Annotated in this window: 21 protein-coding genes; 13 read left to right on the forward strand and 8 right to left on the reverse strand. The window is 69.6% G+C overall.

Translation table 11 applies throughout. The features are described 5' to 3' along the window. Nucleotides 1–127 precede the first annotated feature (127 nt). The 5 genes from KNO15_RS20975 (at nt 128) to KNO15_RS20995 (ending at nt 6,117) form a co-directional block, all read left to right on the forward strand. The gene (locus KNO15_RS20975; protein ID WP_241705842.1) at nt 128–1,429 is read left to right on the forward strand and encodes a cell division protein PerM; all 1,302 of its coding nucleotides are present in this window, start codon (nt 128–130) and stop codon (nt 1,427–1,429) included. Continuing rightward, nucleotides 1,426–2,748, forward strand: coding sequence for a threonine/serine ThrE exporter family protein (locus KNO15_RS20980; protein WP_241705844.1), 1,323 nt, complete (start codon nt 1,426–1,428; stop codon nt 2,746–2,748). Before KNO15_RS20975 ends, KNO15_RS20980 begins: the two co-directional genes overlap by 4 nt. Before the next feature lie 31 nt (nt 2,749–2,779). Continuing rightward, complete coding sequence (purN, locus tag KNO15_RS20985; RefSeq protein ID WP_241705846.1) at nt 2,780–3,373, forward strand: phosphoribosylglycinamide formyltransferase; 594 nt, start codon at nt 2,780–2,782, stop codon at nt 3,371–3,373. Further along, a complete protein-coding gene (gene purH, locus KNO15_RS20990; protein WP_241705848.1) occupies nt 3,370–4,950 on the forward strand; it encodes a bifunctional phosphoribosylaminoimidazolecarboxamide formyltransferase/IMP cyclohydrolase in 1,581 nt (526 codons plus the stop codon). Before purN ends, purH begins: the two co-directional genes overlap by 4 nt. 111 nt (nt 4,951–5,061) lie before the next feature. Next, entirely contained in the window at nt 5,062–6,117 is a 1,056-nt protein-coding gene (locus tag KNO15_RS20995) for a Glu/Leu/Phe/Val dehydrogenase family protein (protein ID WP_241705850.1), read from the forward strand. A gap of 57 nt (nt 6,118–6,174) precedes the next feature. Here KNO15_RS20995 and KNO15_RS21000 read toward each other — a convergent pair whose 3' ends face one another. Then, complete coding sequence (locus tag KNO15_RS21000; RefSeq protein WP_241705852.1) at nt 6,175–8,283, reverse strand: acyltransferase family protein; 2,109 nt, start codon at nt 8,281–8,283, stop codon at nt 6,175–6,177. Between the two features lie 136 nt (nt 8,284–8,419). Between KNO15_RS21000 and ddaH the strand changes: the two genes are divergently transcribed. Further along, nucleotides 8,420–9,652 (forward strand): dimethylargininase, encoded by a 1,233-nt coding sequence (gene ddaH, locus KNO15_RS23220; RefSeq protein ID WP_278046608.1) that lies wholly within the window; start codon nt 8,420–8,422, stop codon nt 9,650–9,652. Between the two features lie 9 nt (nt 9,653–9,661). On the opposite strand, the gene KNO15_RS21010 is transcribed toward ddaH, so the two are convergent. Next, complete coding sequence (locus KNO15_RS21010; protein ID WP_241705855.1) at nt 9,662–10,135, reverse strand: hypothetical protein; 474 nt, start codon at nt 10,133–10,135, stop codon at nt 9,662–9,664. 420 nt (nt 10,136–10,555) lie between these two features. Here KNO15_RS21010 and KNO15_RS21015 point away from each other — a divergent pair, with 420 nt between their 5' ends. Together KNO15_RS21015 and KNO15_RS21020 are read left to right on the forward strand one after the other, a co-directional pair. After that, a complete protein-coding gene (locus KNO15_RS21015) occupies nt 10,556–12,400 on the forward strand; it encodes an ABC transporter ATP-binding protein (RefSeq protein WP_241705858.1) in 1,845 nt (614 codons plus the stop codon). Then, the gene (locus KNO15_RS21020; RefSeq protein ID WP_241705860.1) at nt 12,397–14,211 is read left to right on the forward strand and encodes an ABC transporter ATP-binding protein; all 1,815 of its coding nucleotides are present in this window, start codon (nt 12,397–12,399) and stop codon (nt 14,209–14,211) included. The genes KNO15_RS21015 and KNO15_RS21020 overlap by 4 nt, the downstream gene beginning before the upstream one ends. Before the next feature lie 62 nt (nt 14,212–14,273). Here the strand turns inward: KNO15_RS21020 and KNO15_RS21025 are convergent, their stop codons facing one another. The 3 genes from KNO15_RS21025 to KNO15_RS21035 all read right to left on the reverse strand — a co-directional run bounded on the left by KNO15_RS21025 (nt 14,274) and on the right by KNO15_RS21035 (nt 17,674). Continuing rightward, nucleotides 14,274–15,938 (reverse strand): SdrD B-like domain-containing protein, encoded by a 1,665-nt coding sequence (locus KNO15_RS21025; RefSeq protein ID WP_241705862.1) that lies wholly within the window; start codon nt 15,936–15,938, stop codon nt 14,274–14,276. 243 nt (nt 15,939–16,181) lie between these two features. Further along, nucleotides 16,182–17,177 carry a hypothetical protein gene (locus KNO15_RS21030; protein ID WP_241705864.1) on the reverse strand — a complete coding sequence of 332 codons (996 nt, stop codon included), beginning with the start codon at nt 17,175–17,177 and terminating at the stop codon, nt 16,182–16,184. A 146-nt stretch (nt 17,178–17,323) separates the two neighbouring features. Beyond that, nucleotides 17,324–17,674: a hypothetical protein gene (locus KNO15_RS21035; RefSeq protein ID WP_241705866.1), complete on the reverse strand. Its 351-nt coding sequence runs from the start codon at nt 17,672–17,674 to the stop codon at nt 17,324–17,326. A gap of 107 nt (nt 17,675–17,781) precedes the next feature. Here KNO15_RS21035 and KNO15_RS21040 point away from each other — a divergent pair, with 107 nt between their 5' ends. From KNO15_RS21040 to KNO15_RS21050, 3 genes are read left to right on the forward strand one after another with little or no spacing between them, the layout of a single operon-like run. Continuing rightward, nucleotides 17,782–18,114: a response regulator gene (locus tag KNO15_RS21040; RefSeq protein WP_241705868.1), complete on the forward strand. Its 333-nt coding sequence runs from the start codon at nt 17,782–17,784 to the stop codon at nt 18,112–18,114. Between the two features lie 4 nt (nt 18,115–18,118). Beyond that, nucleotides 18,119–18,802, forward strand: a complete 684-nt coding sequence (locus KNO15_RS21045; protein ID WP_241705870.1) for a response regulator transcription factor — start codon at nt 18,119–18,121, stop codon at nt 18,800–18,802. Nucleotides 18,803–18,806: 4 nt separating this feature from the next. Next, complete coding sequence (locus tag KNO15_RS21050; RefSeq protein WP_241705872.1) at nt 18,807–20,585, forward strand: sensor histidine kinase; 1,779 nt, start codon at nt 18,807–18,809, stop codon at nt 20,583–20,585. 36 nt (nt 20,586–20,621) lie between these two features. On the opposite strand, the gene KNO15_RS21055 is transcribed toward KNO15_RS21050, so the two are convergent. The 3 genes from KNO15_RS21055 to KNO15_RS21065 all read right to left on the reverse strand — a co-directional run bounded on the left by KNO15_RS21055 (nt 20,622) and on the right by KNO15_RS21065 (nt 21,912). Beyond that, nucleotides 20,622–21,044: a hypothetical protein gene (locus KNO15_RS21055; protein ID WP_241705873.1), complete on the reverse strand. Its 423-nt coding sequence runs from the start codon at nt 21,042–21,044 to the stop codon at nt 20,622–20,624. Between the two features lie 96 nt (nt 21,045–21,140). Next, the gene (locus tag KNO15_RS21060) at nt 21,141–21,476 is read right to left on the reverse strand and encodes an MGMT family protein (RefSeq protein WP_241705876.1); all 336 of its coding nucleotides are present in this window, start codon (nt 21,474–21,476) and stop codon (nt 21,141–21,143) included. Then, nucleotides 21,460–21,912 carry a GNAT family N-acetyltransferase gene (locus KNO15_RS21065; protein ID WP_241705878.1) on the reverse strand — a complete coding sequence of 151 codons (453 nt, stop codon included), beginning with the start codon at nt 21,910–21,912 and terminating at the stop codon, nt 21,460–21,462. Before KNO15_RS21065 ends, KNO15_RS21060 begins: the two co-directional genes overlap by 17 nt. 147 nt (nt 21,913–22,059) lie before the next feature. Between KNO15_RS21065 and KNO15_RS21070 the strand changes: the two genes are divergently transcribed. After that, the gene (locus KNO15_RS21070) at nt 22,060–23,274 is read left to right on the forward strand and encodes an NADP-dependent isocitrate dehydrogenase (RefSeq protein WP_208039711.1); all 1,215 of its coding nucleotides are present in this window, start codon (nt 22,060–22,062) and stop codon (nt 23,272–23,274) included. Between the two features lie 169 nt (nt 23,275–23,443). Next, on the forward strand, nt 23,444–24,772 hold the full coding sequence (locus KNO15_RS21075) for a DUF1254 domain-containing protein (protein WP_241705881.1): 1,329 nt from the start codon (nt 23,444–23,446) through the stop codon (nt 24,770–24,772). Nucleotide 24,773 lies beyond the last annotated feature (1 nt).

Genomic DNA, 24,773 nt, shown 5'->3' on the forward strand with positions numbered 1-24,773 from the left:
AACCAGAACATCAGGCATAAATGCAAGAGGTTCAAATGCTAGATGTTTGTGGAGTCCCTGACGGTCGCCCGGCTGTCGAAGTGTCTACCGGCTGGACACCCCCGCGACCGGTAGGCTCCATCCGGTCATGAATCGCACAACCGTCGCCCTGCTCGCCGCGCTGGAGGCGGCCATCGTCGCGGCGGTCGGCATCGGCATCTGCGTCGTCCCGCTCACCGTGCTCTGGGCGGCGCAATATCATCTGACCGGGGATTTCGCGGTCGTCTGGAAGGCTGCGGCCGACATCTGGCTGGTGGGGCACGGCGTCAACCTGACGGTGACCCTGGATCCGCAGACCGTCGGATCCCTCGGACTCCCCGGCGCTGCTGCGCCGTTCCAAGTGACCATCGCGCTTCTGGGCTTCGCCGCCCTCACCGCCGGCCTCGGGGTCCGCACCGGCCTGCGTGCTGCGGAGACGCCCTACCGCAGCACGGGTGCGATCTCCGCGCTCGCCGTGTTCGTCGCCGTCTCCGCGCTGGTGACCCTGACCGCGGGGAGCGCGGTCGTGACGCCGTCGATGTGGCAGGGGATCGTGTTGCCTCCGTTCGTCTACGCGCTGGGCATCGGGATCGGATTCGCCTTCGCGGCGCTCCGCAGGGGAGGAGGCCGCACCACCTCCTCGACAGATCGGGCTTCGGACCGGCACGTCGACCGACCAGGTGATCAGGTGAACGGCGCGCCGCCCGACGGACCGGACGGGGCGGCACCCGTCGCCGTCGCCGTCCGTGCCCGACTGAACACGATCCCGGCGCCGATCCGCGCGGGCCTGCTGGGCGCGGTCAGAGCCGGCAGCGCGGCGACCGCGATCGTCATCGGGATCTCCGCGCTCATCCTCGCGCTGCTGATCTTCGGCAACTACGCGGCGATCATCAGCCTCTACGAACAGCTGCAGACCGGCGTCGCGGGCGGCGTCGCCCTCACGGTCGCGCAGCTGGCCTTCGTGCCCAACCTCGTGATCTGGCTCATGTCCTGGCTGGTCGGCCCCGGCTTCGCGATCGGCACCGGGTCAGCCGTGAGCCCGATCGGCACCGCGCTCGGGCCGCTGCCCGGCGTGCCGCTCTTCGGTGTCATCCCCGCCCATGGTTACAGCTTCGGCCTCGTCGGCGTGCTCGTGCCCCTGCTCGCGGGTTTCCTCGCCGCCGCGCTGCTGCGCGCGACCAGGAGGGCCCAGGTCGACGGCGCGCTCGCACTGTTCCTCACGGCGCTCGGGATCGGCGCGGTCGCGGGCATCCAGCTCGGCCTACTGGCCTGGTGGTCGTCGGGGGCGCTCGGCCCCGGCCGCCTGCACGACGTCGGGCCGAACCCGTGGCTGGTCGGCGCGATCGCCGCCGCGGAGGTCGCCGTCGCGGCGGTCATCGGACTGCTGGCCGGAGGCCGGGCGCGACGATGAGAGCGCCCGGGCTCCGGTTCCACCTGCCGCGGTTCACTCTCCGACGCAGGTCGACAGAGGCCGAGCAGCTCGTCGAGAGCCCGTCCGCACAGCTGCAGGAGTTCCTGGTGCGGCTCGGCAGCGCGCTCCTGGCGATCGGTACCGCTTCGCGCGACATCCAGGGCACGCTCAAGCGGGTCGCGACCGCCCTCGGGTCGCCGCGCGCGACGCTGATCGTGTTCCCCACCCTGATCTTCGTCGGCCTGCCCGGAGAGGCGCAGACCCGCTTCGACGTCGCGGAGGCCGCAGGGGGCGAGGTGCGCTTCGACCGGGCGGCGCACGTCTACGCCGTGGTCGACCGCGCGCTCGCGGGGGAGATCACCGCAGCCCAGGGGATCGACGCGCTCGATGCGATCGCGTCGGCCCGGCCGCGGTTCAACCGTCTGGTGCGGATCGTCGGCCACGGCTTCGCGTCGGCCGGCGTCGCCCTGGTGCTCCTCGGCGCGGAGACCACCAGCATGCTCTACGCCTTCACGCTCGGGATGCTGGTCGGTGCCGCCAAGCTGTTCGTCCGCCCCGGCACGTACGCCGCGATCCTCCTGCCCGTCGCCACCGCGTTCGTGCTCTCGCTGATCGTGTTCCTGCTGGGCCGGACCGTCCTCTTCGACGAGCCGTTGCAGGTGCTCGTCCCGCCGCTGGTCACGCTGCTTCCCGGCGCGGTGCTGACCACGGGGATCCAGGAGCTCGCGACCGGCGACATGGTCGCGGGTTCCAGCCGGCTGGTGTCCGGCATCGCCCAGCTGGGCTTCCTCGCGATCGGTATCCTCGCCGCCCTGCAGATCACGGGCGTCCCCGCCTCCATGGCGCTGCTGTCGACCCAGCCGCCGCTCGGTGCGATCCAGCCGTGGCTGGGGGTCCTGCTGTTCTCGGCGGGGATCTTCCTCTACTACTGCGGGCCGAAGCGGTCGCTCTACTTCCTCACGCTCGTGCTCCTGGTCGCTTACGGCGGGCAGCTCGTCGGTGCCTTCGTCATGGGCAACGTCTTCAGCGGGTTCTTCGGGGCGTTCGCGCTCACCGTGCTCGCCTACCTCGTGCAGTCGGTGCGTGGGGCACCGCCTGCGGTCGTCTGCTTCCTCCCGGCCTTCTGGCTGCTCGTGCCGGGAGCCACCGGGCTCATCCGCTTGACGCAGACGGCGACGGGCGTCGACTTCGACGCCGGCAGCATCCCGAACGTGCTCGGTTCGATCGTCTCGATCGCGCTCGGCGTCTTGGTGGGAACGGCGCTCTACCGCCAGCTGTACACGATCGCCCCGTCGCGGTGGGGGTTGCGTTTGGTCTGAGCGCGGCGTCGCGGATGGGTAGGCTTGACGCGTGCTCTCGATTGTCGTGCTGATCTCCGGCGGTGGCTCCAATCTGCGCGCTCTGCTCGAGGCGGCATCCGACGCCGAGTTCCCGGCCAGGGTCGTCGCGGTCGGCGCCGATCGGGAGGCCGACGGGCTCGACCACGCGGAGGAGTTCGGCGTCCCGTCGTTCACCGTGCCGTTCACGTCGTACGACAGCCGCGAGGAGTGGGGCGACGCTCTGCTCGAGCAGATCCGGCTCTGGGAGCCCGACCTGGTCATCCTGTCGGGCTTCATGCGTCTGGTGCCGCCGCGCGTCGTCCAGGCGTTCTCGCCGAACCTCATCAACACGCACCCCGCCTACCTGCCGGAGTTCCCCGGCGCGCACGGCGTCCGCGACGCCCTGGCCGCCGGCGCCACCCAGACCGGCGCCAGCCTCATCGTCGTCGACGACGGTGTCGACGCCGGGCCCGTGATCAGCCAGGAGCGCGTCCCGATCGTGCCGGGCGACACCGAAGCCAGCCTGCACGAACGCATCAAACCCGTGGAGCGGCGCCTCCTGATCGACGCCGTCCTCGACATCGCCAACGGACACATCGACCTCAAGGAGCTCTCCCGAGTATGAGCGGACCCCGTCACGACGCCAGCCTCTACCGCGAACGGGACCTCGTCCCGATCCGCCGCGCGCTGATCTCGGTCAGCGACAAGACGGGCCTCCTCGAACTCGCTGCGACGCTGGCGGAGGCCAGAGTCGAGATCGTGTCGACGGGCTCCACCGCCCAGACCATCCGCGACGCCGGCCACGCGGTGACCGACGTGGCCTCGGTGACGGGCTTCCCCGAGTCGCTCGACGGGCGGGTCAAGACGCTGCACCCGGCCATCCACTCCGGTCTGCTGGCCGATCTGCGTCTGGCCTCCCACGAGGAGCAGCTGAAAGATCTCGGCATCGAGCCGTTCGAGCTCGTCGTCGTCAACCTGTACCCGTTCGTCGAGACGGTCGCGTCGGGCGCCGTCGGCAACGACGTCGTCGAGCAGATCGACATCGGCGGCCCGGCGATGGTGCGCGCGTCGGCCAAGAACCATGCCAACGTCGCCATCGTGGTCTCGCCCGATGACTACGCCGAGGTCGCCGCAGCGGTCTCCGCCGGCGGCACCGGTTTCGACCAGCGGCGTGCGCTCGCCGCGAAGGCGTTCGCGCACACGGCGTCCTACGACGGTGCCGTGGCCGCGTGGTTCGCGGGCGAGGCGCCCTCGACGGACGACTTCGCGGAGCGTTTCGAGGTGCGCGCCGAACTGAAGCAGACCCTCCGCTACGGCGAGAACTCGCACCAGGCCGCGGCGCTCTACGCCGACCCGGCCGGGCGCGGCATCGCGCAGGCCACGCAGCTCGGCGGCAAGGAGATGTCGTACAACAACTATGTGGACGCCGACGCGGCCCTCCGCAGTGCGTACGACTTCGCCGAGCCGGCCGTCGCGATCATCAAGCACGCCAACCCGTGCGGCATCGCGGTCGCGGACGACATCGCCGACGCGCACCGCAAGGCTCACGAGTGCGACCCCGTCTCCGCGTACGGCGGCGTGATCGCAGCGAACCGCACCGTGACGCTCGCGATGGCCGAGACCGTCAAGGGAATCTTCACCGAGGTGCTGATCGCCCCCGGCTTCGAGCCGGAGGCGCTGGAGCTGCTGCAGACCAAGAAGAACCTGCGGATCCTGCAGCTCCCCGAGGGCTACACTCGTGCGACGACCGAGTTCCGCCAGCTCTCCGGCGGCATCCTGGTGCAGGACAGCGACCGCTTCGACGGGTTCGACTCGTCCGGCTGGACCCTCGTCTCCGGCGAGGAGGCCGACGCCGCCACCCGGGCCGACCTCGAGTTCGCGTGGAAGGCCTGCCGCGCGGTCAAGTCCAACGCGATCCTGCTGGCCAAGGACGGCGCCTCGGTCGGCGTCGGCATGGGCCAGGTCAACCGGGTCGACTCGTGCAACCTGGCCGTCAGCCGGGCGGGCGAGCGCGCGGCCGGATCGGTCGCGGCCTCCGACGCGTTCTTCCCGTTCGCCGACGGCCCGGAGATCCTGATCGCCGCGGGCGTGTCGGCCATCGTGCAGCCGGGCGGCTCGATCCGTGACGAGGACGTCATCGCTGCCGCGAAGGCGGCGGGCGTCACCATGTACTTCACCGGAGAGCGCCACTTCTTCCACTGAGCGGCGCGCGCTCATCCGGGCGCCGCGTTGCATCCCCTCGCGGGGTCGCGGAGAATGGAGGACGGTCCACAAGACCCTCAGCATTCACCGCGATCCCACGAGGAGACACCGATGTCCGTCCTGCCCGCAGACCTGCCGCACGAAACACTGCACGTTGTGAAGGGGAGGCGGAGCGGCCTCACCATCAGCATCGCGGTCCACTCCACCGTCCTCGGCCCCGCTCTCGGCGGTTGCCGCGTGTGGAACTACGACTCCTGGCAGGAGGCCGTCGCCGATTCGCTCCGCCTGGCGGAGGGGATGACGTACAAGAACGCGGCCGCCGGCCTCAACCGCGGAGGCGGCAAGGCCGTCGTCTACCTGCCGCGGGGTCACCAGCTCAGCCCCACGGAGCGCTACGAGGTCATGCTCGACCTGGGTGATGCCGTGGAGAGCCTCGGTGGCAGCTACATGACAGCGGAGGACGTCGGCACGAGCGCCGAGGACATGTCGGTGGTCGCGACGCGCACCGCCAACGTGTGCGGCCTCCCTCCGGCGGAGGGCGGCGTCGGCGAGCCGAGTGACGCGACCGCTGCCGGCGTCTACGCCGGACTGCTCGCGACCCTGGAGCGCGTCACCGGCAGTCGCGACGTCGCCGGCCGACGCGTGACGGTGCTGGGCCTTGGACACGTCGGGTCGATCATCGCCATGCGGCTGGCCAGCGAGGGAGCCGTGCTCACCGTCACCGACGTCAACCCGGCCAAGCGGGCGCTCGCCGACGCGCTCGGCGCCGCCTGGGTGGAGCCGAGCGAGGCGCACCGCGTGGAGGGCGACTTGTTCGTTCCCGCGGGCGTCGGCGGGGTGCTGACCGACGCGGTCATCGACGAGCTGCGCGTGAAGGCGGTCGTCGGGCCGGCGAACAACCAGCTCGCCGAGCGCGCAGGCGCCGAGCGGCTCGCCGCCCGCGGCATCCTCTGGGCGCCCGACTTCGTCGTCAACGCCGGTGGAGTCATCTTCCTGTCGATGATGAACGAAGAGACACCCTCGGCCGAGGCTACCCGCGCGCGGGTGGAGGCCATCGGCGACACCGTCGCCCGCGTCTTCGACGTCGCCGCCGAGCGGGGCATCACCACGCTGGAGGCCGCCGACGAGATCGCGATGGCGCGCCTCCGCGAGCCCGCTCACGCTTGACGGGCCAATGGGGTCGAGAGCGCGCGCCGCGTGCGCGCGCTCTCGGCGCCGTGCGTCTCAGCCGCGTGGGCGCTCGATGAGCCCCGTCGCCGTGAGCACGTCCGAGCGGAGCATCGGAGCCAGGGTGGCAGCGTACGTTCCGGTCAGGTGGTCGTTGTTGCGGTACACGATCACGCCGCCGATGACCGCGGGGCAGCGCCCGCTCTGGCAGAAGTACCTGGTGTAGTCCAGAACCGTCACTCCTTTCACCCGTTCGGCCGCTGCGCTCTGAGCGTCGTAACCCGCAAAGGCCTCGCCCTGGGGCAACGCACACGCCGTCGTCGCCGTCGTCGGGTGCGCGTGGATGCAGTCGAGGTACCCGGGCATGGCGCGGGGGATGTCCTTGATCGCGACGATGGGGATGCCGGCCGCGGCGACCGGCGACCAGGTGCCGACGAATCCGTCCGCGAGGCTCTGCTCGACCGTGCGTCCCGGTGTGGCCTTCCACGAGTCCCCGACCGCCGAGCTGGTGATCACCAGGTCGTAGCCTCCGGTGAGCACGTGCTCGGTCAGCGAACGGACCCAGGACTGGCAGGAGGTGTTCCACGCCGCCGAGTACTCCCGCTCGATCGTCGACCACGGGCAGGACGACTTGCCGATGAAGTCGACGCGCCAGCCATACTCCCGGGCCAGTACCTCGAGGGTGTCCTGATAGTTGTTGGCGTGGGAGTCCCCGACCAGGGCTACGCGGAGCGCGGGATGCTCGGCAGGGCCGGCCGAGCACACGATGAGCTGACTCAGGTGCGCATGGCCCCAGCACTCGGGGGTCACTGCGGCGTCGCCCGCTGCGGCGAGGACTCCCGGGATGGGCGGAGAGCCCGATCCCTCGATCGAGCAGCCTTCAGCGACAGCTGCGGCACCGAGGCACGGCGGAGACTCGCGGACGGTCAGCGCCGCGTTCTTCAGGTCGGACGCTGTGGCTCGCCCGATCGACCAGATGGCACCACCTACCGATGCCACGATCAGAGCCATCGCGACCGCGGTCACACCCAGCGTGAAACGTGGACGCTTCGAAGTCAGGAAGCGTGCCCGCTGGGCCGGCGATTCGACGAAGCGCCGGGTCGCCGCCGCGAGGACGAGCGAGAGTGCCACTGCAGCGAACCGGATGACCGGGCCGGGATCCGTGACGAGGGCGACGACCGCGATGGCCAGCGGCCAGTGCCAGAGGTACAGGCTGTACGACACGTCGCCCAGGTACCGAACCGGCCGCACGGCCATGGCCGCGCGCGGCGACCACCACAGCCGCGGGCTGCCTGCCGCGATCACCAGCGCGGTGCCGACGACCGGGAGCAGCGCGGTGTACCCGGGAAACGGGGTGCGATCGTCGAAGACGAAGAAGCACACGGCGATCGCCGCCAGGCCGAGCCACGACAGGAGGGACCGGGCAACAGGCCGAGCGTCGCTTTCGCGGAGGAGGAGCGCGAGAAGACCTCCGGCGGCGAACTCCCAGGCCCGCGTCGTCGTCGCGAAGTAGGCGAGGCTCGGCGCGGTCGCAGTCTGGACGATGCTCAACGCCAAGGAGGCGGTGAACACCGTGGCAAGGGTCACCATGAGCACGTACTGCCGATGACTCGCGCTGAGCTTCGCCGCGAGCAGCCAGACGACCAGCAAGAGTAGGGGCCAGACGAGATAGAACTGCTCCTCGACCGAGAGCGACCAGTAGTGCTGCACGGGGCTGAGGATCTCGGTGGTCGGCGAGAGGTAGTCGACGGCGGCCTGCGCGAGGGCCCAGTTCTCGATGTACAGCGCCGAGGCGCCGATCTCGATGGCCACGCGCTGCCAGTGGTGGGGACCGAGGAGGGTCACGGCCAGCACGGCCGACGCGGCGAGCACCAGAAACGCCGCCGGGAGCAGGCGCCGCGCGCGCCGGGCGTAGAACGCACCCAGGCTGATCCGGCCCGAGGAGGTCAGCTCGCGCATCAGGTGACCGGTAATCAGGAAGCCCGAGATCACGAAGAACACGTCGACGCCCGCATAGCCGCCGGGAAGCTGGGCGGGGAAGAAGTGGTAGACCACGACCCCGAGGACGGCGACCGCGCGAAGAGCCTGGATCTCGGGCCGGAAACGCGACCTGCCGTCGACCCGCGAGGTGGGCGTCGGCTCGGCGAGCGTGGACCGGTCGGTCACGGGCGACCTCCTCTGCGGGCGGGAACGGAGTCCGAAGCATAACATTCGAGAAGAAGAGATTGACCTGCCGGATATCACTACGAGGCCCCGCGATGCCAGCATTCCCATAGGAACCCGTCGGATAGGCTTGGGTCTCATGAATTCCTCTGTTGGGCGCCGGTTCGTCGCTTCGCTCCTCGCTGCCGTCGCAGTCGCCGCCATCGCCTTCTTCGCCGCAGTGGCCGTCATCGCGATCATCACGGGCGTGCTCCTCTGGCTGAACGGGTCGGCAGCGGAGCCGAAGATCCTCGGCAATGCCGTGCAGTACACGGAATACATCGCGCTCGCCCTGTTCGTCCTCGGGCTGATCGCGGCGTTGCTCGGCGCGTTCGAGCGTCGCTGGGTCTCCATCATCTCGGGCGTCGTTGTCGCGGTCATCGGGACGATCGTCGGCACCCTGGTGCTCTACGCCACCAACGGCGCCACGCTCACGGGGACCGCATGGCAGCAGATGTGGCTGTCGCTCATCGGCGTCAACCTCGGCGTCTGGATCGCGGCCGCGATCGCCTTCCCGACCGCGGGATACGCGGTCTACGTGGCGCTCGACAGGCGCGTTCTCGCGCCCGCCGCGCGCAAGATCGCCCTGGTGCGCATCCCCGCGGCCAACCTGGCCGACGGCCTGGTGACGCACATCGAGCGGGAGGCCGTCGACAACGAACGGGCCGACAAGCAGTGGGACGACTACGTCGCGGCGCTCTCCGACGCCGGCTGGCAGACCGTCGAGGTCGCCAGCGCAGACAAGCTCGCCGACTCCGTCTTCGTGGAAGACACCGCGATCGTCTTCGGCGACACCGCCGTCATCTCGCGCCCCGGCGCCGACTCCCGCCGCGCGGAGACCGTCGGCACCGAGGCAGCGCTGCGCGCCCAGGGCCTCCGGCTCGAGCGCATCGAGGAGCCGGGCACCCTCGACGGCGGCGATGTGCTCAAGGTGGGCGACACCGTCTACGTCGGCCGCGGCGGCCGCACGAACGCCGAGGGCATCCGGCAGCTGCGCGCGCTCGTCGCGCCGCTCGGCTACACCGTCGTCGCGGTGCCGGTCACCAAGGCGCTGCACCTCAAGACCGCGGTCACCGCGCTCCCTGACGGCACCGTGATCGGCTACGAGCCGATCGTGGACGAGCCGAGGATCTTCGAGCGCTTCCTGCCCGTCCCCGAGGCGCACGGCACCGCCGTCGTCGTGCTCGACGACGAGACCGTGCTGATGTCCTCGTCGGCCCCGGGCTCCATCGCGCTGGTCGAGGACCTCGGCTACACCGTGGTGCAGGTCGACATCTCCGAGTTCGAGAAGCTCGAGGGCTGCGTCACCTGCCTCTCGATTCGCATTCGCTGACCTGACGGCTCAATCGCCGGACGTGTCCTTCGTGCACGGGATGCTGCCGGCGAGCTGCGACTTCTTCGTCGCGCCCCCGTCGAAGACGTCGACGTAGTCGCCGGTCGTCCCGTCGAAGTGGACGCTGCCGCCCTCGAGTCGGAACGCCTGGGTGGAGAAGAACGAGCCACCGTCGCCGGTGCTGATGTTGGTGCTGAAGACTCCTTTGCGGAGATCGGCGACGATCTGCGCCGGCGCACGAGAGGTCGGGTCGTTCCGCACGACGACGCGCTGACCGGCACGGACGACGCAGGTCGCGTGATGCAGGTAGACCTCGACGGTCCGCGAGCCTTCGCCCTGCACCCGGAGCTCGAGGGTGGTGTGGGTCAATGACCGGGCCGCACTCCACGCCGCCCCCACGCTCACGTAGATCCCGGCGACCAGCGAGACGAACACGGCGAACGCCCCGATGACCGACCAGAACGGGAGGGACCGCCACACCATCCCAGCAGCCTAGCGGGGGACCGCCCGTCACGATTCGCGACGCAGCTGCGAGAACTCGCTCTTGCGTTCTGAGTGACGCTGGGAATATCCTGTAGGGCTGCCTTGTCGCAGCATTCGGATGACGCATCGGGCCTTGGGAGGACGCCATGACAACGACTGAGAAGACACGAACCGTGACCGTGTTCGGGCTCGTCGCTGCCGCGTACGCGTCCCCGGAGCCGGCCCCCGCCTGGTAGGTCCCAGGCAGGAACGCGCTTCCGGCTGACCGTCGCCGGCACCACCGTCCGGGCATCCGCGGCCCGGGCTCGTCGCGCCCACGCGAACGACTCCTTTGGCGACCTCTCAGCACGTCACACCGGGTCGGAGTCGACCCATCCACGAAATCGAAGCCACGAAACGCATACAGAGAAGACGGAACTCATGTCCATCGCTGAAACCCATCAGCACCCACCCCAAAGAGAAGTCCAGAAGCGGCTCGGGACCTTCCGCACGCTTCTCCGAATCCTCCCGTTCGCCAAGTCGGCGGCGCCCCGCATCGTGCTCGGCATGGTCGCCGCGCTGCTGGCGAGCCTGGTCGCGCTGTTCATCCCGCAGGTGCTCCGCTGGCTGGTCGACGGCCCGCTGTCCACCGGCGACGCCTCAGCGGTCTGGCCGGCGGCCCTGCTGGTGGTCGGGCTCGGTGCCGCGGAGGCCGTGTTCATCTCGCTGCGGCGCTGGTTCGTGCTCACGCCGGGCACCCACGTCGAAGCGCGGATGCGCAACGCGCTCTACGAGAAGCTGCAGGACCTTCCTGTCGCCTTCCACGACCGCTGGCCGAGCGGCCAGCTGCTCTCGCGCGCCGTGAGCGACCTGAGCCTGATCCGGCGCTGGCTGTCGTTCGGCATCGTGCTGCTCGTCGTCAACGTGGTCACCATCATCGTCGGTTTCGCGATCCTGATCGGGTGGAACTGGATCCTCGGCCTGATCTTCCTCGCGCTGTCGGTGCCGCTGTGGATCTACGGCTTCGCGTTCGAGAAGAAGTACTCGATCGTCGCGCGGCGTAGTCAGGACCAGGCCGGCGACCTGGCGACGGCCGTCGAGGAGTCGGTGCACGGCATCCGCGTGCTCAAGGCGTTCGGGCGCGGCAAGCATGCGCTGGCGAAGTTCGAGTCGCAGGCGGAGGAGCTGCGCGGCACCGAGATCGAGAAGGCGAAGGCGGTCGCGGGCCTCTGGCTGTGGCTGCTGCTCATCCCGGACGTCGCGTTCGGCATCTGCCTGGTCGTCGGCGTCTGGCTGGCCGCTCAGGGCCAGCTCTCGGTCGGCGAGCTGGTCGCCTTCTTCGCGACGGCGACCGTGCTGCGGTTCCCGATCGAGTCGATCGGCTTCCTGCTCTCGATGACGTTCGACACGCGCACCGCCGCCGACCGCTTCTTCGAGGTCATGGACGAGGCCAACGCGATCACCGACCCCGCAGAGCCGAAGCAGATCACCGATCCGCGCGGAGAGCTCGTCTTCGACGATGTGCACTTCCGCTACCAGGACTCGCCTGAGCGCTTCCCCGACCTCCTGAACGGTATCGATCTCACGGTGCTGCCGGGGGAGACGATGGCGCTCGTGGGGCTCACCGGAAGCGGCAAGTCCACGCTGACCGCCCTGACCACCCGTCTGTACGACGTGACGGGAGGCTCGGTGCGCATCGACGGCGTCGACGTGCGCGACCTGACCAGGTACGACCTCCGCAAGGCCATCGCGATGGCGTTCGAGGACGCGACGCTGTTCTCGGCCTCGGTGCGTGACAACGTCCTCCTCGGCCGTGACGGTCTCGACCCCGCGTCGCCGGAAGCCGAGCGCGTGCTGACCGAGGCTCTCGAGATCGCGCAGGCCGGGTTCGTCTACGAGCTGCCGGAGGGACTCGACACCAAGGTCGGCGAGGAGGGGCTCAGCCTGTCCGGCGGACAGCGTCAGCGACTCGCGCTCGCGCGCGCGGTGGCAGCGGCTCCGAGCGTCCTGGTGCTCGACGACCCGCTGTCGGCGCTCGACGTCGACACCGAGGCCCTGGTGGAGGCCGCCCTGCGCCGGGTGCTCGCCTCCACCACCGCACTGGTCGTCGCGCACCGTCCGTCGACGGTCATGCTCGCCGACCGGGTGGCGTTGCTGGAGGACGGCCGCATCACGGCCGTCGGCACCCACCATGACCTGCTTGCGACCAACGAGCACTACCGTTTCGTCCTCTCCTCCCTCGAAGAGGAGCAGGACGAGGAGTTCCTTCAGGAGGTGAACCTGTGAGCACCGCGACAGTACTGGGCGTCGAGGGCGAAGAGCGCAACGACCTCAGCAAAGAGGAGAGCCGGCAGATCCGTCGGCGCTCGCTGCGCCTTCTCGGCTCGCTGCTGCACCCACTGCGCCTGCGGCTGGTGCTGACCGCGATCGTCGTCGTGGTCAGCACGGCCGGCCAGGTGGCCGGGCCGGCGATCATCGCGTTCGGCATCGACAACGGGATCACGGCTCTGCACTCGCAGAACTGGCTCCCGGTCGCCGCCGCCGGTGTCGCCTACCTGTTCACCGGCATCATCGGTGCCGTGCTGATCTCGTGGTACACGGTGCTCAGCGCGCGCATCAGCCAGGCGATCCTGATCGACCTCCGCAAGCGGGTCTTCCTGCACACGCAGAAGCTCTCGCTCGAGTTCCACGAGTCGTACACGTCCGGCCGCATCATCTCGCGGCAGACGAGCGACCTCGACTCGATCCGCGAGCTGCTCGACTCCGGCATCAACCAGCTCGTGCAGGGCTTCCTGTACATGCTGTTCATCGCCATCGCGCTGTTCTGGCTCGACTGGCTGAGCGGTGTCGTGCTGCTGTGCTCGCTGGTGCCGCTGTACCTGCTCACGCGCTGGTTCCAGAAGCGTTCGCAGGCGCTGTTCCGCATCTCGCGGGTGGCGTCGGCGAAGCTCATCGTGCACTTCGTGGAGACGATGACCGGCATCCGCGCGGTCAAGGCGTTCCGCAAGGAGAAGCGCAACGAGAAGGAGTTCGGCGGCCTCGTCGAGGACTACCGCGACGTCAACGCGCGGGTCATCCAGCTGTTCGGGATCTTCGACCCCGGTCTGGTGATGATCGGCAACGTGACCGTCGGTGTCGTGCTGCTGGTCGGCGGCTTCCGGGTCGCGAACGGCCAGCTCGCCATCGGTGTGCTGCTGGCTGCGCTGCTCTACACGCGCCGGTTCTTCGACCCGATGGAGGAGATGGCGATGTTCTACAACTCCTACCAGTCGGCCGCTGCGGCGCTCGAGAAGATCTCGGGCGTGCTGGAGGAGGAGCCGAGCGTGCCCGACCCGGTCAAGCCGGTCGACCTCTGGACGGCCGAAGGCCACGTGCGGTTCGATGACGTGACGTTCGCCTACAAGCGCGATCGTGTGATCCTCCCGGAGTTCAGCCTGGACATCCCGGCGGGGCAGACGATCGCACTGGTCGGTTCGACGGGCGCAGGCAAGTCGACGCTGGCCAAGCTGATCTCCCGGTTCTACGACCCGAGCGAAGGCTCCGTCACGCTCGACGACGTCGATCTGCGCGACATGCACCCGAAGGATCTGCGCCGGGCCATCGTCATGGTCACCCAGGAGGCGTACCTGTTCAGCGGGTCGGTCGCCGACAACATCGCACTCGGCAAGCCGGAGGCGACGAGGGAGGAGGTCGTGGAGGCCGCGAAGGCGGTCGGCGCCCACGAGTTCATCACGGGACTGCCGAACGGGTACGACACCGACGTGAACAAGCGCGGCGGCCGGGTGTCCGCCGGTCAGCGTCAGCTGATCTCGTTCGCCCGGGCGTTCCTGGCGAACCCGGCGGTGCTCATCCTGGACGAGGCGACCAGCTCGCTCGACATCCCGAGCGAGCGCCTGGTGCAGGAGGCCCTGCAGACCCTGCTCGCCGACCGCACCGCCGTGATCATCGCGCACCGTCTGTCGACGGTCGCGATCGCGGACCGGGTGCTCGTCATGGAGCACGGGACGGTCGTCGAAGACGGCTCGCCGGATCAGCTGATCGCCGGCACCGGCCGGTTCGCGCAGCTGCACGCTGCGTGGCGGGACTCGCTGGTCTGAGCAACGACGAAGGTCCCGGAAGGAGTCACTCCTTCCGGGACCTTCGTGCTGGGAGGGGAGGGTCAGCCGCGGACGACCTCGATGGTCAGGGGGACACCGCGGTAGACGCCGGCCGACCAGTCGACCGTCACCGTGTTGGTGCCGGCGACCAGCTCGGTGAGCGTGACCGAGCGGACGCCCTTGGCCGGGACGGTCGTGGCGGTGCTGGCCGCGCCGTTGACCGAGTAGCCGACGTTCACGACGGCCGACGCACTGTTGGTCAGGGTGAGCGTAGCCGTACCCGACGCCGACACGTCGGCGATCGTGGCCGAGGGAGCGGTCAGGGTGGCGAGACCGATGTCCTGGCCGACAGAGTTCTGCGTGCCGGTGCCGGCGAGACGGTACGAGCCGATCAGAGTGACGCCCGCGAGCGCCGGCGGAACTGTGCCCGAGTACCGCACGGACGGCGACTTCGACGTGCCGCTCAGTCCGACGTAGATGTCGGTGTCGTAGGGGAGGCCGCTCAGCTTGTACGAGCCGATCAGCGAAGGCGTGCTGGTGCTGCCGAGCACGGTGCCGTTGGCCCGGTACGCCGTCAGGGTGACGGACTCCGCCAGGTCGAACGTGTCCTTCTTGCCGTTCGCGTTGGCGTCGTTGAAGACCGTTCCGGTGATGCTCACGGGCTGGCGGACGCCGAAGGCGAAGTCATTGGTCTTCTTGACCGTGAGGCCGGTCAGCTGCCAGGAGTTGCCCCAGTGGCCGACCGCGACGAAGTGAGCCGCGGGGATGGCATCGATCAGGCCGGCGGCCTGGGCGACGGTTCCCGTCAGGGTGCCGATCTGGGCCGCAGCATCGGCGCCGAGGAGGCGTTCGGTGTCGACCCGGTCGACCACGCCGACCGCACGCGACAGGCCGGACGCGAGCTTCTTGAGATACTCGTTCGTCGGCGCGGTGGTGATGTCACCCGTCGAGAGCAGCTCCGGGTCCATGGCGAGGAGGGCGTCGACGTCGCCCGAGCTGAGGATGTCGATGAGGGCAGTGACCCGCGAGGTGTTCGCGAGCAGGTCTCCCACCGTCAGGTTGAACGGGGAGCGCAACACGACGTACACGCCCTCCGGCACGTCGGTGTAGGTGATCGGCTGACCGCTGGCCGTCGTGCGGAACCTGATCGCGTCGCCGAGGTCGAGCGAGCCTCCGATTGCGGCGCCGACGGCGGCGCCGACGTCGATCGACTCGAGCGAGCCGTCCGCGAGCGCCTTCTGCGTCGCGAGCACGTCGACGAAGATCAGCGTCTTGCCGTTGAGGAGTCCCTCTCCGGAGTCGCGGACGCCGTTGCCGTTGCTGTCGTCGAACACGGTGGCGGTGAGATCGGTCTGCTTGGTCGCCGCGACATTCGCGACGCCGACGAGCGAGAGTCCGGAGACGGTCACCTCGGCTACTGCGTTCGAACGGTAGCCGGTGGCCTTCGTCGTGGCGTGGTAAGTGCCCGGCGTGAGCTTGGTGGCCAAGTACGCGCCCAGCCTGTCGGTCGTCACCGTGCGCACCGGGCGGGTGCCCGCTGCCGCGTCGGCTGCGCTGGTGTAGAGGTCGACGGTCGCCGAGGGAATCGGGAGGTCACCCAGGGTGTATGAGCCGTTCCGGTCGGCATCGAAGTAGACGGTGCCGGAGACGGTGTAGGGGGCGGGCGCGGCGGTCGCGGGCGCGGGGGCGCCGACGAGCGCGAAGGCGGAGGCCGCGAGAATACTCACGGCGAGGGGTTTTGTACATTTCACATCTTATACAATAGTTGATGTGCGCCAGCACGCCGTACGCACCCGACGCCGGCGACCACGGGCGACACGGGTGACCACGGGCAGCGGTCGGCTCTGGGAGGTACCGACAGGCCCCGGGCCCTCCCTTCGGGGAGAGGATCCGGGGCCTGCCGCCGTGGTCGGGACGGGCCAAGGGGTTGGGTTGGGTTGATTGTCGGCGCGTCCCGCCAGGTCTACGGATCAGGAGCTCGCGAGTCTGCGGAGCACCCGGTGGTCGGAGGAGCTCCTGCTGCGCAGCAGGGGCAGGCGTCGCAGGAGTGAGGTGCCCTGGCTGTCGAGGACGACGACCTCCGCGCCCGCGTCGATGCACGCGCTGGCGACGGCGGGTTCCACGTCGTGCCGCACGCCTGCCGACACGACGCTCAGGCAGCCGGCGGTGATCGCGCTTCCGGCCGACGCCGTCACGGTGATCCCGGAGGTCGCCGGCGCGACGATGCCGCGGATCGCGCGCGCCAGCTCCGCGCGCTCGGCCGGCCGGCGGTCGGCGCGACCAGGGAACCCGTCACCCAGGTCGAGGAGGCGCAGGCGCTGGTCCGTCCCGGCTTCCACGTCGGCGGCGACTCCCATCGCTCGGACGATCTCGCTGACGTACTCGGCGGGACTGCCGTCTTGCGGGAGGGTGAGAGACAAGCCGGCGACGCGGACGCCGAGGCCGCGTGCCGTGCGGGCTGCCGCCACGACCGCAGCGGGACACATCCCCCGTGCTGCGCGGTGGGCCGGCCGCGGGGCGAGCGCGGGCTGGAGCTTCAGCACGAGCCGCAGGTCGCCCGGAGCGCCGGCGAACACCTCCAGGGCGCGTGCCCCATCGATCACGAACCGGCGGACGCCCGCGTCGTAGGCCGCTCTGGCCTCGTGGGGGTGCGCGACCGGGGTCGCATGGAGCACGTGATGGCCGGGGCTGCCCGCGAGCAGCAGCGCGGGAAGCGCCTGGTCGTGGGTCACCTCGAAGCCGCCACCGGCCTCCGCGATCGCGGAGAGCAGCGCGGGATGGGCGAGTGCGCTCACGTCGTAGTGCACGTCGACCCACGGGAAGTCGTCCCGCAGCGCGCAGTACCGACGGCGCGCCCGCTCGAGGTCGATGACCACCACCGGGAGGTCGTGGATGCCCACCGCGACCGCCTCGGAGGCCAGGTCGGCTGCTCCGTTCGGGTCGGCGGTTCGGGTTGCGGTGGGCATCGCATCCTCCTCGGGTTCGGGATGGTGGGCTCGGAGCTAGGTGCTGAGCTTGCCTCATATGTTCGTCCGGCCGAGCGTGTCCCACATCCGGGGGACCACCCGAAACGTGGTGCGTGCTGGCACGGATCAGGAGCGTCAGAGCTGGTTCAGGCGCGCGCGAGCTCGTTCAGCGCTGTGGCGATCACATACGCGACCACGACCGCCGCGAGCCCGATGCACGTCAGCCACCACGTGCTCCGCCCCCGAACGGCGCGCAGGATGACGAACACGAGCGTCGCGACGAATGCGAGCGCGGCGACGATTGCGGTGAGGTATCCCGAGATGCCCAGGAGGGCGTAGTCGCACTCCCTCTCAGAGCAGCTCGCGACGCTCATGAGTTGGAACCACCCCAGAATGGGCAACGTGAACGACGCGATCAGTTGAAGCACGCCGAGCACGATGGTCGCGACGATGTCCGCGGCCCGAAGGGCGCGGTGGGGGATTCGGTCGTCGTCCATCCCTCGAACGTAGTCACCGGATCCACTCACATGAACATGCTGCGTGCTGGCACGGATGCGCCGTCCCTGCGCTTCCGGCGAGAATCGTCAGCATGTGCCTCCGTGTTGTGATCGTCGACGACCACGCGCGATTCCGTGCGCAGGCCGCCGAGCTCCTCACGCTGGAGCGCTTCTCCGTCGTCGGCGACGCCGAGACCGGTGCCCGCGGCATCGAGTTGAGCCGTGCTCTCACGCCCGATCTCGTGCTGCTCGACGTCGGGCTTCCCGACGCCAACGGGTTCGATCTGGTGGCGGTGATGCGTGCGACGGGGGCCGCTGTGGTGCTGACCTCCAGCCGCTCCTCGCGCGACTACGGCACCCGGGTGACCGACAGCGGGGCAGACGGTTTCATCAGCAAAGCGGAACTGAGCGGTGAGGCGATTCGCAGCCTGCTAATGTAAGCGCGTGGTCGGGGGAGAGAACTCGGATTCCCGCCCGCTCCGGGTTGCGATCGCCGATGACGCCGTGTTGCTGCGTGAGGGGATCGGGCAGCTTCTGCGAGCGGGCGGAGTGGATGTCGTCGCGTCGGTGGACACGGCGGAGCAGCTGCTGCAGTTCCTCGACGACGAAGACAGCATCGACGCCGTCGTGCTCGACATCCGGATGCCGCCCACGCACACCGACGAGGGGCTGCGTGCCCTGGAGACGTTGCGCGCTGCAGGGTCCACGGTGGGGGTGCTCCTGCTCTCCATGTACACGACCGCCGCGTTCGCCATCCGGGCGATGAGCGCAGGCAGCGGAACCGGCTACCTCCTCAAAGACCGGGTCGCCGACGGCGACACGCTCGTCAACGCCGTGCGCTCCGTGGCCCGCGGCGGGTCCGTCGTCGACCCGGAGGTCGTCCAGCTCCTCGTCTCCGCACGGTCGTCCGAGGCGGCCGTCGAGTCGCTCTCGAGCAGAGAGGTCGACGTCCTCCGGCTGATGGCGGAGGGGCTCTCCAACGCCGGGATCGCCGCCGCGCTGCACCTCAGCCTGCGCACCGTCGAGTCGCACATCGGGCACATCATGAGCAAGCTCGACATCGAGGACACCACCGAAGGTCACAGGCGGGTACTCGCCGTCCTGCGTTTCCTCGGCCGGGACGGCTGACGACGTGAACGCCGCACGCCTCTCGCTGCGGGCGTTCGCCGTCACGGTGACGATCGCGTCGAACGTGCTCGCCCAGGTCGTGAGCGCGGTCACGGACGACTACGGACCCCGGCCGCAGGGCGTCGGCTGGGCGATCGTCTTCGTGGCCGTGGCCGTCGACTACGTCGTCTGCGCGGTGATCGCATGGCGGGCGATCCGCAGCCCGGTGCCCGGTTGGCTGATGGTCGGGGCGGCGCTCTTCTGGGCGGCGGGCGCCTGGTATCCGGTGACCAGGGACATCGCGTGGCTCTGGCCGCTGATGGAGGGCGTCACCGACCTGTGGGCGGTGCTCGTGGGCATCCTGGTGCTCACCTATCCGACTGGCCGGCTGACGTCGCGGTTCGATCGCGTCGTCGCCTACACGCTGGTCGGTGCGTTCGTGATCCGCTTCCTCGGGATCCTGGTGTTCTCGTCGCCGACCGCGGCCGAGTGCGGGTGCGTGGCGAATCCGTACGCACTCATCCCGAGTCCCGATGCCGACTACTGGTTGGGCGTCGCCTGGCGGGTGGTCGGCGTCGTGCTCCTGCTGGCCGTCGCCGTGCGGCTCGCCGTGCGCTGGGTGACCAGCACGCTCCCCGCGCGTCGCGTGGCGTTCGTGATGCCGTTGGCCCTGCTGCTCTGGTGCTACGGCACGTTCCAGGACTCGCTGAGCTTCGCGCTCGGCTGGGACAGCGGCTGGCTCCAGTTCATCCCGCCGGTCGCGATCGCGCTCATCCCACCGGCCTACGTGGGCGGGGTCTTCTATGCGCGCGGCCTGCGGTCCCGGGTCGCGGACCTCGTGATCGTTGCTCGTGACAAGGTGGACCGCGGGTTGTGGGAGTCGAGCCTCGCGCGCACGCTGCACGACAGTTCGCTGCGCGTCTTCTGGTGGGACGAGCACCGGCGCGGCTACCGTACCAGCCGGGGCGACGCGGTGCCGGACGGTGACCACATCGACCGGCCGGGCCGCTCCACGCTCGCCATCGACTCCGACCAGGGGCCGATCGCGCTCATCGAACACGACGTGGCGCTCGCACAGGACGACAGGCTGCTCGACGCCGTCTCGTCCGCTCTGCTGCTGTCGGTCGACAACGACCGCCTGCGCGCCCGCCTCGAACAGACGATCCAGGAGCTGCGGGAGTCGCGGCTCCGGATCGTGGAGGAGGGTTACCTGGCGCGCAGGCGACTCGAGCGCGACCTCCACGACGGCTCGCAGCAGCAGCTGGTGTCGCTGGCGATCAGCCTCCGGATCGCGACCTCGAAGGCGGCGGCGGCAGACGAGCACGAACTCGTCGGCGACCTCGAGGGCGCTTCGGCGCAACTCGCCGACGCGCTGCGCGAACTGCGCGAGCTCGCCCGCGGGATCCACCCCACCGTGCTGACCGACGGGGACCTGCGATCGGCGCTGGAGGAGCTGGCCCAGCGCAGCCGCACCCCCGTCGAAGTGCAGGTCGAACTCGACGAGCGGCTGCCGAACGTCGTGGAGGAGACGATCTACTACTGCGTCTCGGAGTGCCTCGCCAACGCGGCCAAGCACGCCGAGGCGCGCAACTGCGCCGTGCTGGTCACCCGCGAGGGCGACCTGGTCACCGTGACGGTCAAGGACGACGGCCGCGGCGGGGCGCGCATCGAGCCGGGCGGCGGACTGGAGGGGCTGCGCGACCGCGTCGAGACCGTCGGCGGTCATGTCGACGTGCGGTCCGTCGTCGGCCTCGGCACCATCGTGGAGCTGGTCGTGCCCGCGCTCGCAGCCGAGAGGGGGTAGGCCGGCCTCCTGAGCCGTGCGCGGCCGAGCCGGTGTCTACTTGGTGGCGGGGCGGATCGCGTAGACCTGCTGGCCGATCGCGAACGCGACCCATTTGCCCGGGCACGCCGACCCTTCGGCGGGGACTCCGGATACCGGCCACCAGCTGTCCTGGATGGTCGGCTTGGGCGTGGCGGCGGCGCCCTTGCAGACGTCCGGCCGCAGCAGCGTCGGCGAGGTGTACGTCATGATCGCCTCGTCGGTCTGCGTGTCGTAGTCGATGCGGATCACCTTCGCATCGTCGGGGACGAACGTCATCGAGCCGAGCGAGGCGTTGCTCGAGGACTGGAGCTCTTTGGCCGTGTCGTAGATCGCCGGTTCGACATGCGGAGTGAACGCCGCGACGACGGAGCACCCGGAGAGGGCGGCGACGAGGGGGACGGCGGCGATGGCGAGGCCGAGTCGACGGGTACGGGGCACGGACGCTCCTGGACGGGATGGTGGACAGACCGATCCAGTCAACACCATCAACCTGAGCGCCGCATCGGCCGAAAGGATGATGTCGCCGGGGCGGCCTCAGACGGCGTCGTGGCGGGCGGCCGCCAGATCGACGCGGTACGGCCGATCGCCGCCCCCGAGAAGCGGCGTCCCCTCAGCGCGGTAGTGCTGCAGTGCGATGTGCTCGTGGTTCGCCGGCGGATGGCCGCTCGCCCGCACCACGCGCCACCACGGCACCGCCGCGCCGTAGTAGGCCATGACCTGGCCGACCATGCGCGACGCCCGGGACCCGAGGGTCGCCGCGACGTCGCCGTAAGTCATCACGCGCCCGGGCGGGATGCTCTCGACGACGGCGAGGACCCGCGAAGCGAAGTCGTCGCCCGCTCCTGCGGCGCCGTCAGAGCTCGAGGGCACCGATCGTCTCGCCGTACTGCGTCTCGCCGACGGGCGTGAACCCGGTGCGCAGGAAGAACTGCTCGGGGCCGAGCTCGCCGGACTCCCAGATGACGTAGAGACGCTGGACGCCGCGCTCGCGCGCCTCGGCGGCCAGAGCACGCACGGCGAACGTGCCGATTCCGCGACCCTGGTCGTCGGCGTCCACGTTGATCCGCCAGAGGATCGCCTTGAACTCGTCGTGCTCGGCGTGCGGGTTGAAGTCGCCCATGATGAATCCGACGACGTCGTCGCCGTCGAGGACGACACGCTGCCAGGAGGTCGTCGGGTCGGCGACGGCGGCCGCGGCCGAGTACGACACGGGAGCGATGAACTGCTCCTGGCCAGGCTTCAGTGACAGCGCGTTCGCCGCCACGACGGTCTTCGCGCTCAACTCTTCCAGTCTCAACTCAGCCATAACGAAAGGGTAACGTGCACGGAGCGGCCCGCATAGTCGACGACGGCGCTGACCGATTGCTGGCAAAAGTGTCTCGATGTCAAGATAGTTGCCCGCCTCGGGTAAGCTGTCTGCGGCTGAAACACGGCACAGACCCCAGGAGAACCAGTGGACAAGATCAAGGTTGATGGAACGGTCGTCGAGCTCGACGGCGACGAGATGACGCGGATCATCTGGAAGGCGATCAAGGACTCGCTCATCCACCCGTACCTCGATGTGAACCTCGAGTACTACGACCTCGGCATCCAGAAGCGCGACGAGACCGACGACCAGATCACGATCGACGCGGCGCACGCCATCCAGAAGCACGGCGTCGGCGTCAAGTGCGCGACCATCACCCCGGACGAGGCCCGTGTCGAGGAGTTCGGCCTCAAGAAGATGTGGAAGAGCCCGAACGGCACCATCCGCAACATCCTCGGCGGCGTCGTGTTCCGCGAGCCGATCATCATCTCCAACATCCCGCGGCTGGTCCCGGGCTGGAACAAGCCGATCGTCATCGGCCGTCACGCCTTCGGCGACCAGTACCGCGCCACCGACTTCACCTTCGACGGTCCCGGCACGCTCACGATGAGCTTCCAGCCGGCCGACGGCGGCGAGGCGCAGTCCTTCGAGATCTACCAGGCGCCCGGTGCCGGCGTCGCGATGGGCATGTACAACCAGGACGAGTCCATCCGCGACTTCGCCCGCGCGTCGTTCAACTACGGTCTCGACCGCCAGTACCCGGTCTACCTGTCGACCAAGAACACGATCCTCAAGGCCTACGACGGCCGGTTCAAGGACCTCTTCCAGGAGGTCTTCGACACCGAGTACAAGGAGAAGTTCGACGCGGCCGGCCTCACCTACGAGCACCGCCTCATCGACGACATGGTCGCCTCCAGCCTCAAGTGGGAGGGCGGCTACGTCTGGGCATGCAAGAACTACGACGGCGACGTGCAGTCCGACACCGTCGCGCAGGGCTTCGGTTCGCTCGGCCTGATGACCTCCGTGCTGACCACCCCGGACGGCTCGGTCGTCGAGGCGGAGGCCGCGCACGGCACCGTGACGCGCCACTACCGCCAGTACCAGCAGGGCAAGCCGACCTCCACGAACCCGATCGCCTCGATCTTCGCCTGGACGCGCGGCCTCGCGCACCGTGGCAAGCTCGACGGCAACCAGGACCTCATCGACTTCACGCACACCCTCGAGGACGTCGTGGTGAAGACGGTCGAGGAGGGCAAGATGACCAAGGATCTCGCCCTCCTGGTCGGCCCGGAGCAGAAGTTCCTGACCACCGAGGAGTTCCTCGACGCGATCAGCGAGAACCTCAAGGCACGCGTGGCCTAGGTCTCTCCCGCAGACATTCGTGCCGAATGTCGACTCCGGCGCGTCCGGAGCCGGCATTCGGCACGGGTCGTTAAGGCGCAGGCAGGTGCGGCCTGGCCAAACCGGCGGGGCCGCCCCTATGCTGCGGCGCAGATGCGGGTCGCGCATCGGACGAATCGAGGGGGATGCTGTGATCGCACTGAGCCCGGACGAGGTCGCCGCCCGCGCGGCCGAGGCCTACACGTACTTCTACCCGCTGGTGACGATGGATGTCACACGCACCGTCTTCACCCAGCCGGGCGAGTCGACGGCCATCGGTCGGGGGCCTACGAACACCCTTGCACACGCGCGGGCCTTCCCCGACGCCGACTTCCGAGCGGTCGTCGCGCCGAACTTCGACACCCTGTACTCGTCCGCGTGGCTCGACCTCTCACGCGGCCCGCTCCTCCTGGACGTCCCGGACAGCGGGGGCCGGTACTACCTGCTCCCGCTGCTCGACATGTGGACGAACGCGTTCGCCGTGCCGGGCAAGCGCACCACGGGGACCGCGGCGGCGCGGTTCCTGATCGCACCGCCCGGGTGGGAGGGGGAGATGCCGGACGCGGTGACGAGGATCGACGCCCCGACCTCCCACGTCTGGTTGATCGGTCGCGTCCAAACGAACGGGCCGGCCGACTACGCGGCCGTCCGGGAGTTCCAGGACGGCCTCCGGCTCACCGGGCTCGACGGCGAGGCGCCCTCGACCGCGCTTCCGGCTTCGGTGGCGCCCGAGGGGCTCGACCTCACCGAGGAGCCGCTCGCGATCGTCAACGGGCTCCCGGCCGTGGACTACTTCGCCTACGCCGCGCGCCTGCTCGCCGAGCACCCTCCGCAGGCGACGGACTTCAGCATCCTGGCCCGCTTGGGGGCGCTGGGGATCGTCCGCGGCGCGGAGTTCGACGGGGCCGCGTTCGACGACGACCAGCGTGCCGCCCTCGAGCGTGGTGCAGAGGATGCGCGCCAACGCCACAACCGGGCGATCACCACGATGGCCCGCATCGCGAACGGCTGGGCGATGAACACCGACACCATGGGCGTCTACGGGGACTTCTACCTCAAGCGCGCCGCCGTGTCGGTCGTCGGCCTGGGCGCGAACCAGCCCGAGGACGCCATCTATCCCATCGCCGTAGGCGACGCCGCAGGCCGCCCGATCGTGGGGGAGCGGGACTACGTGCAGCGCTTCGAGCACGACCAGCTGCCGCCGGTCGACGCCTTCTGGTCGGTGACGATGTACGACCACGACAGCTTCCAGGCACCGAATCCGCTGAACCGCTTCGCGCTCGGTGACCGCGACGCACTGTACTACGGCGACGACGGCTCGCTCGAGCTCTACTACGGACCGACGGATCCGGGCGGTGAGAAGTCGGCGAACTGGCTGCCGGCTCCCGCTGGGCCGCTACGGATCATCATGCGACTGTACGCTCCTCGGCCGGAGGCCCTGGACGGCAGATGGAACCCGCCGGCGATCGCGGGACGCTGAC

Source organism: Leifsonia shinshuensis, assembly GCF_022606355.1.
GTDB classification, from domain to species: domain Bacteria; phylum Actinomycetota; class Actinomycetes; order Actinomycetales; family Microbacteriaceae; genus Leifsonia; species Leifsonia shinshuensis_B.

Excerpts from the sequence above, each read along its gene's own strand:
- KNO15_RS20975 (WP_241705842.1), top strand. The coding sequence starts at position 128 with ATGAATCGCACAACCGTCGCCCTGCTCGCCGCGCTGGAGGCGGCCATC.
- KNO15_RS20980 (WP_241705844.1), top strand. The coding sequence starts at position 1,426 with ATGAGAGCGCCCGGGCTCCGGTTCCACCTGCCGCGGTTCACTCTCCGA.
- purH (WP_241705848.1), top strand. The coding sequence starts at position 3,370 with ATGAGCGGACCCCGTCACGACGCCAGCCTCTACCGCGAACGGGACCTC.
- KNO15_RS20995 (WP_241705850.1), top strand. The coding sequence starts at position 5,062 with ATGTCCGTCCTGCCCGCAGACCTGCCGCACGAAACACTGCACGTTGTG.
- ddaH (WP_278046608.1), top strand. The coding sequence starts at position 8,420 with ATGAATTCCTCTGTTGGGCGCCGGTTCGTCGCTTCGCTCCTCGCTGCC.
- KNO15_RS21010 (WP_241705855.1), bottom strand. The coding sequence starts at position 10,135 with ATGGTGTGGCGGTCCCTCCCGTTCTGGTCGGTCATCGGGGCGTTCGCC.
- KNO15_RS21015 (WP_241705858.1), top strand. The coding sequence starts at position 10,556 with ATGTCCATCGCTGAAACCCATCAGCACCCACCCCAAAGAGAAGTCCAG.
- KNO15_RS21030 (WP_241705864.1), bottom strand. The coding sequence starts at position 17,177 with ATGCCCACCGCAACCCGAACCGCCGACCCGAACGGAGCAGCCGACCTG.
- KNO15_RS21035 (WP_241705866.1), bottom strand. The coding sequence starts at position 17,674 with ATGGACGACGACCGAATCCCCCACCGCGCCCTTCGGGCCGCGGACATC.
- KNO15_RS21065 (WP_241705878.1), bottom strand. The coding sequence starts at position 21,912 with ATGGCTGAGTTGAGACTGGAAGAGTTGAGCGCGAAGACCGTCGTGGCG.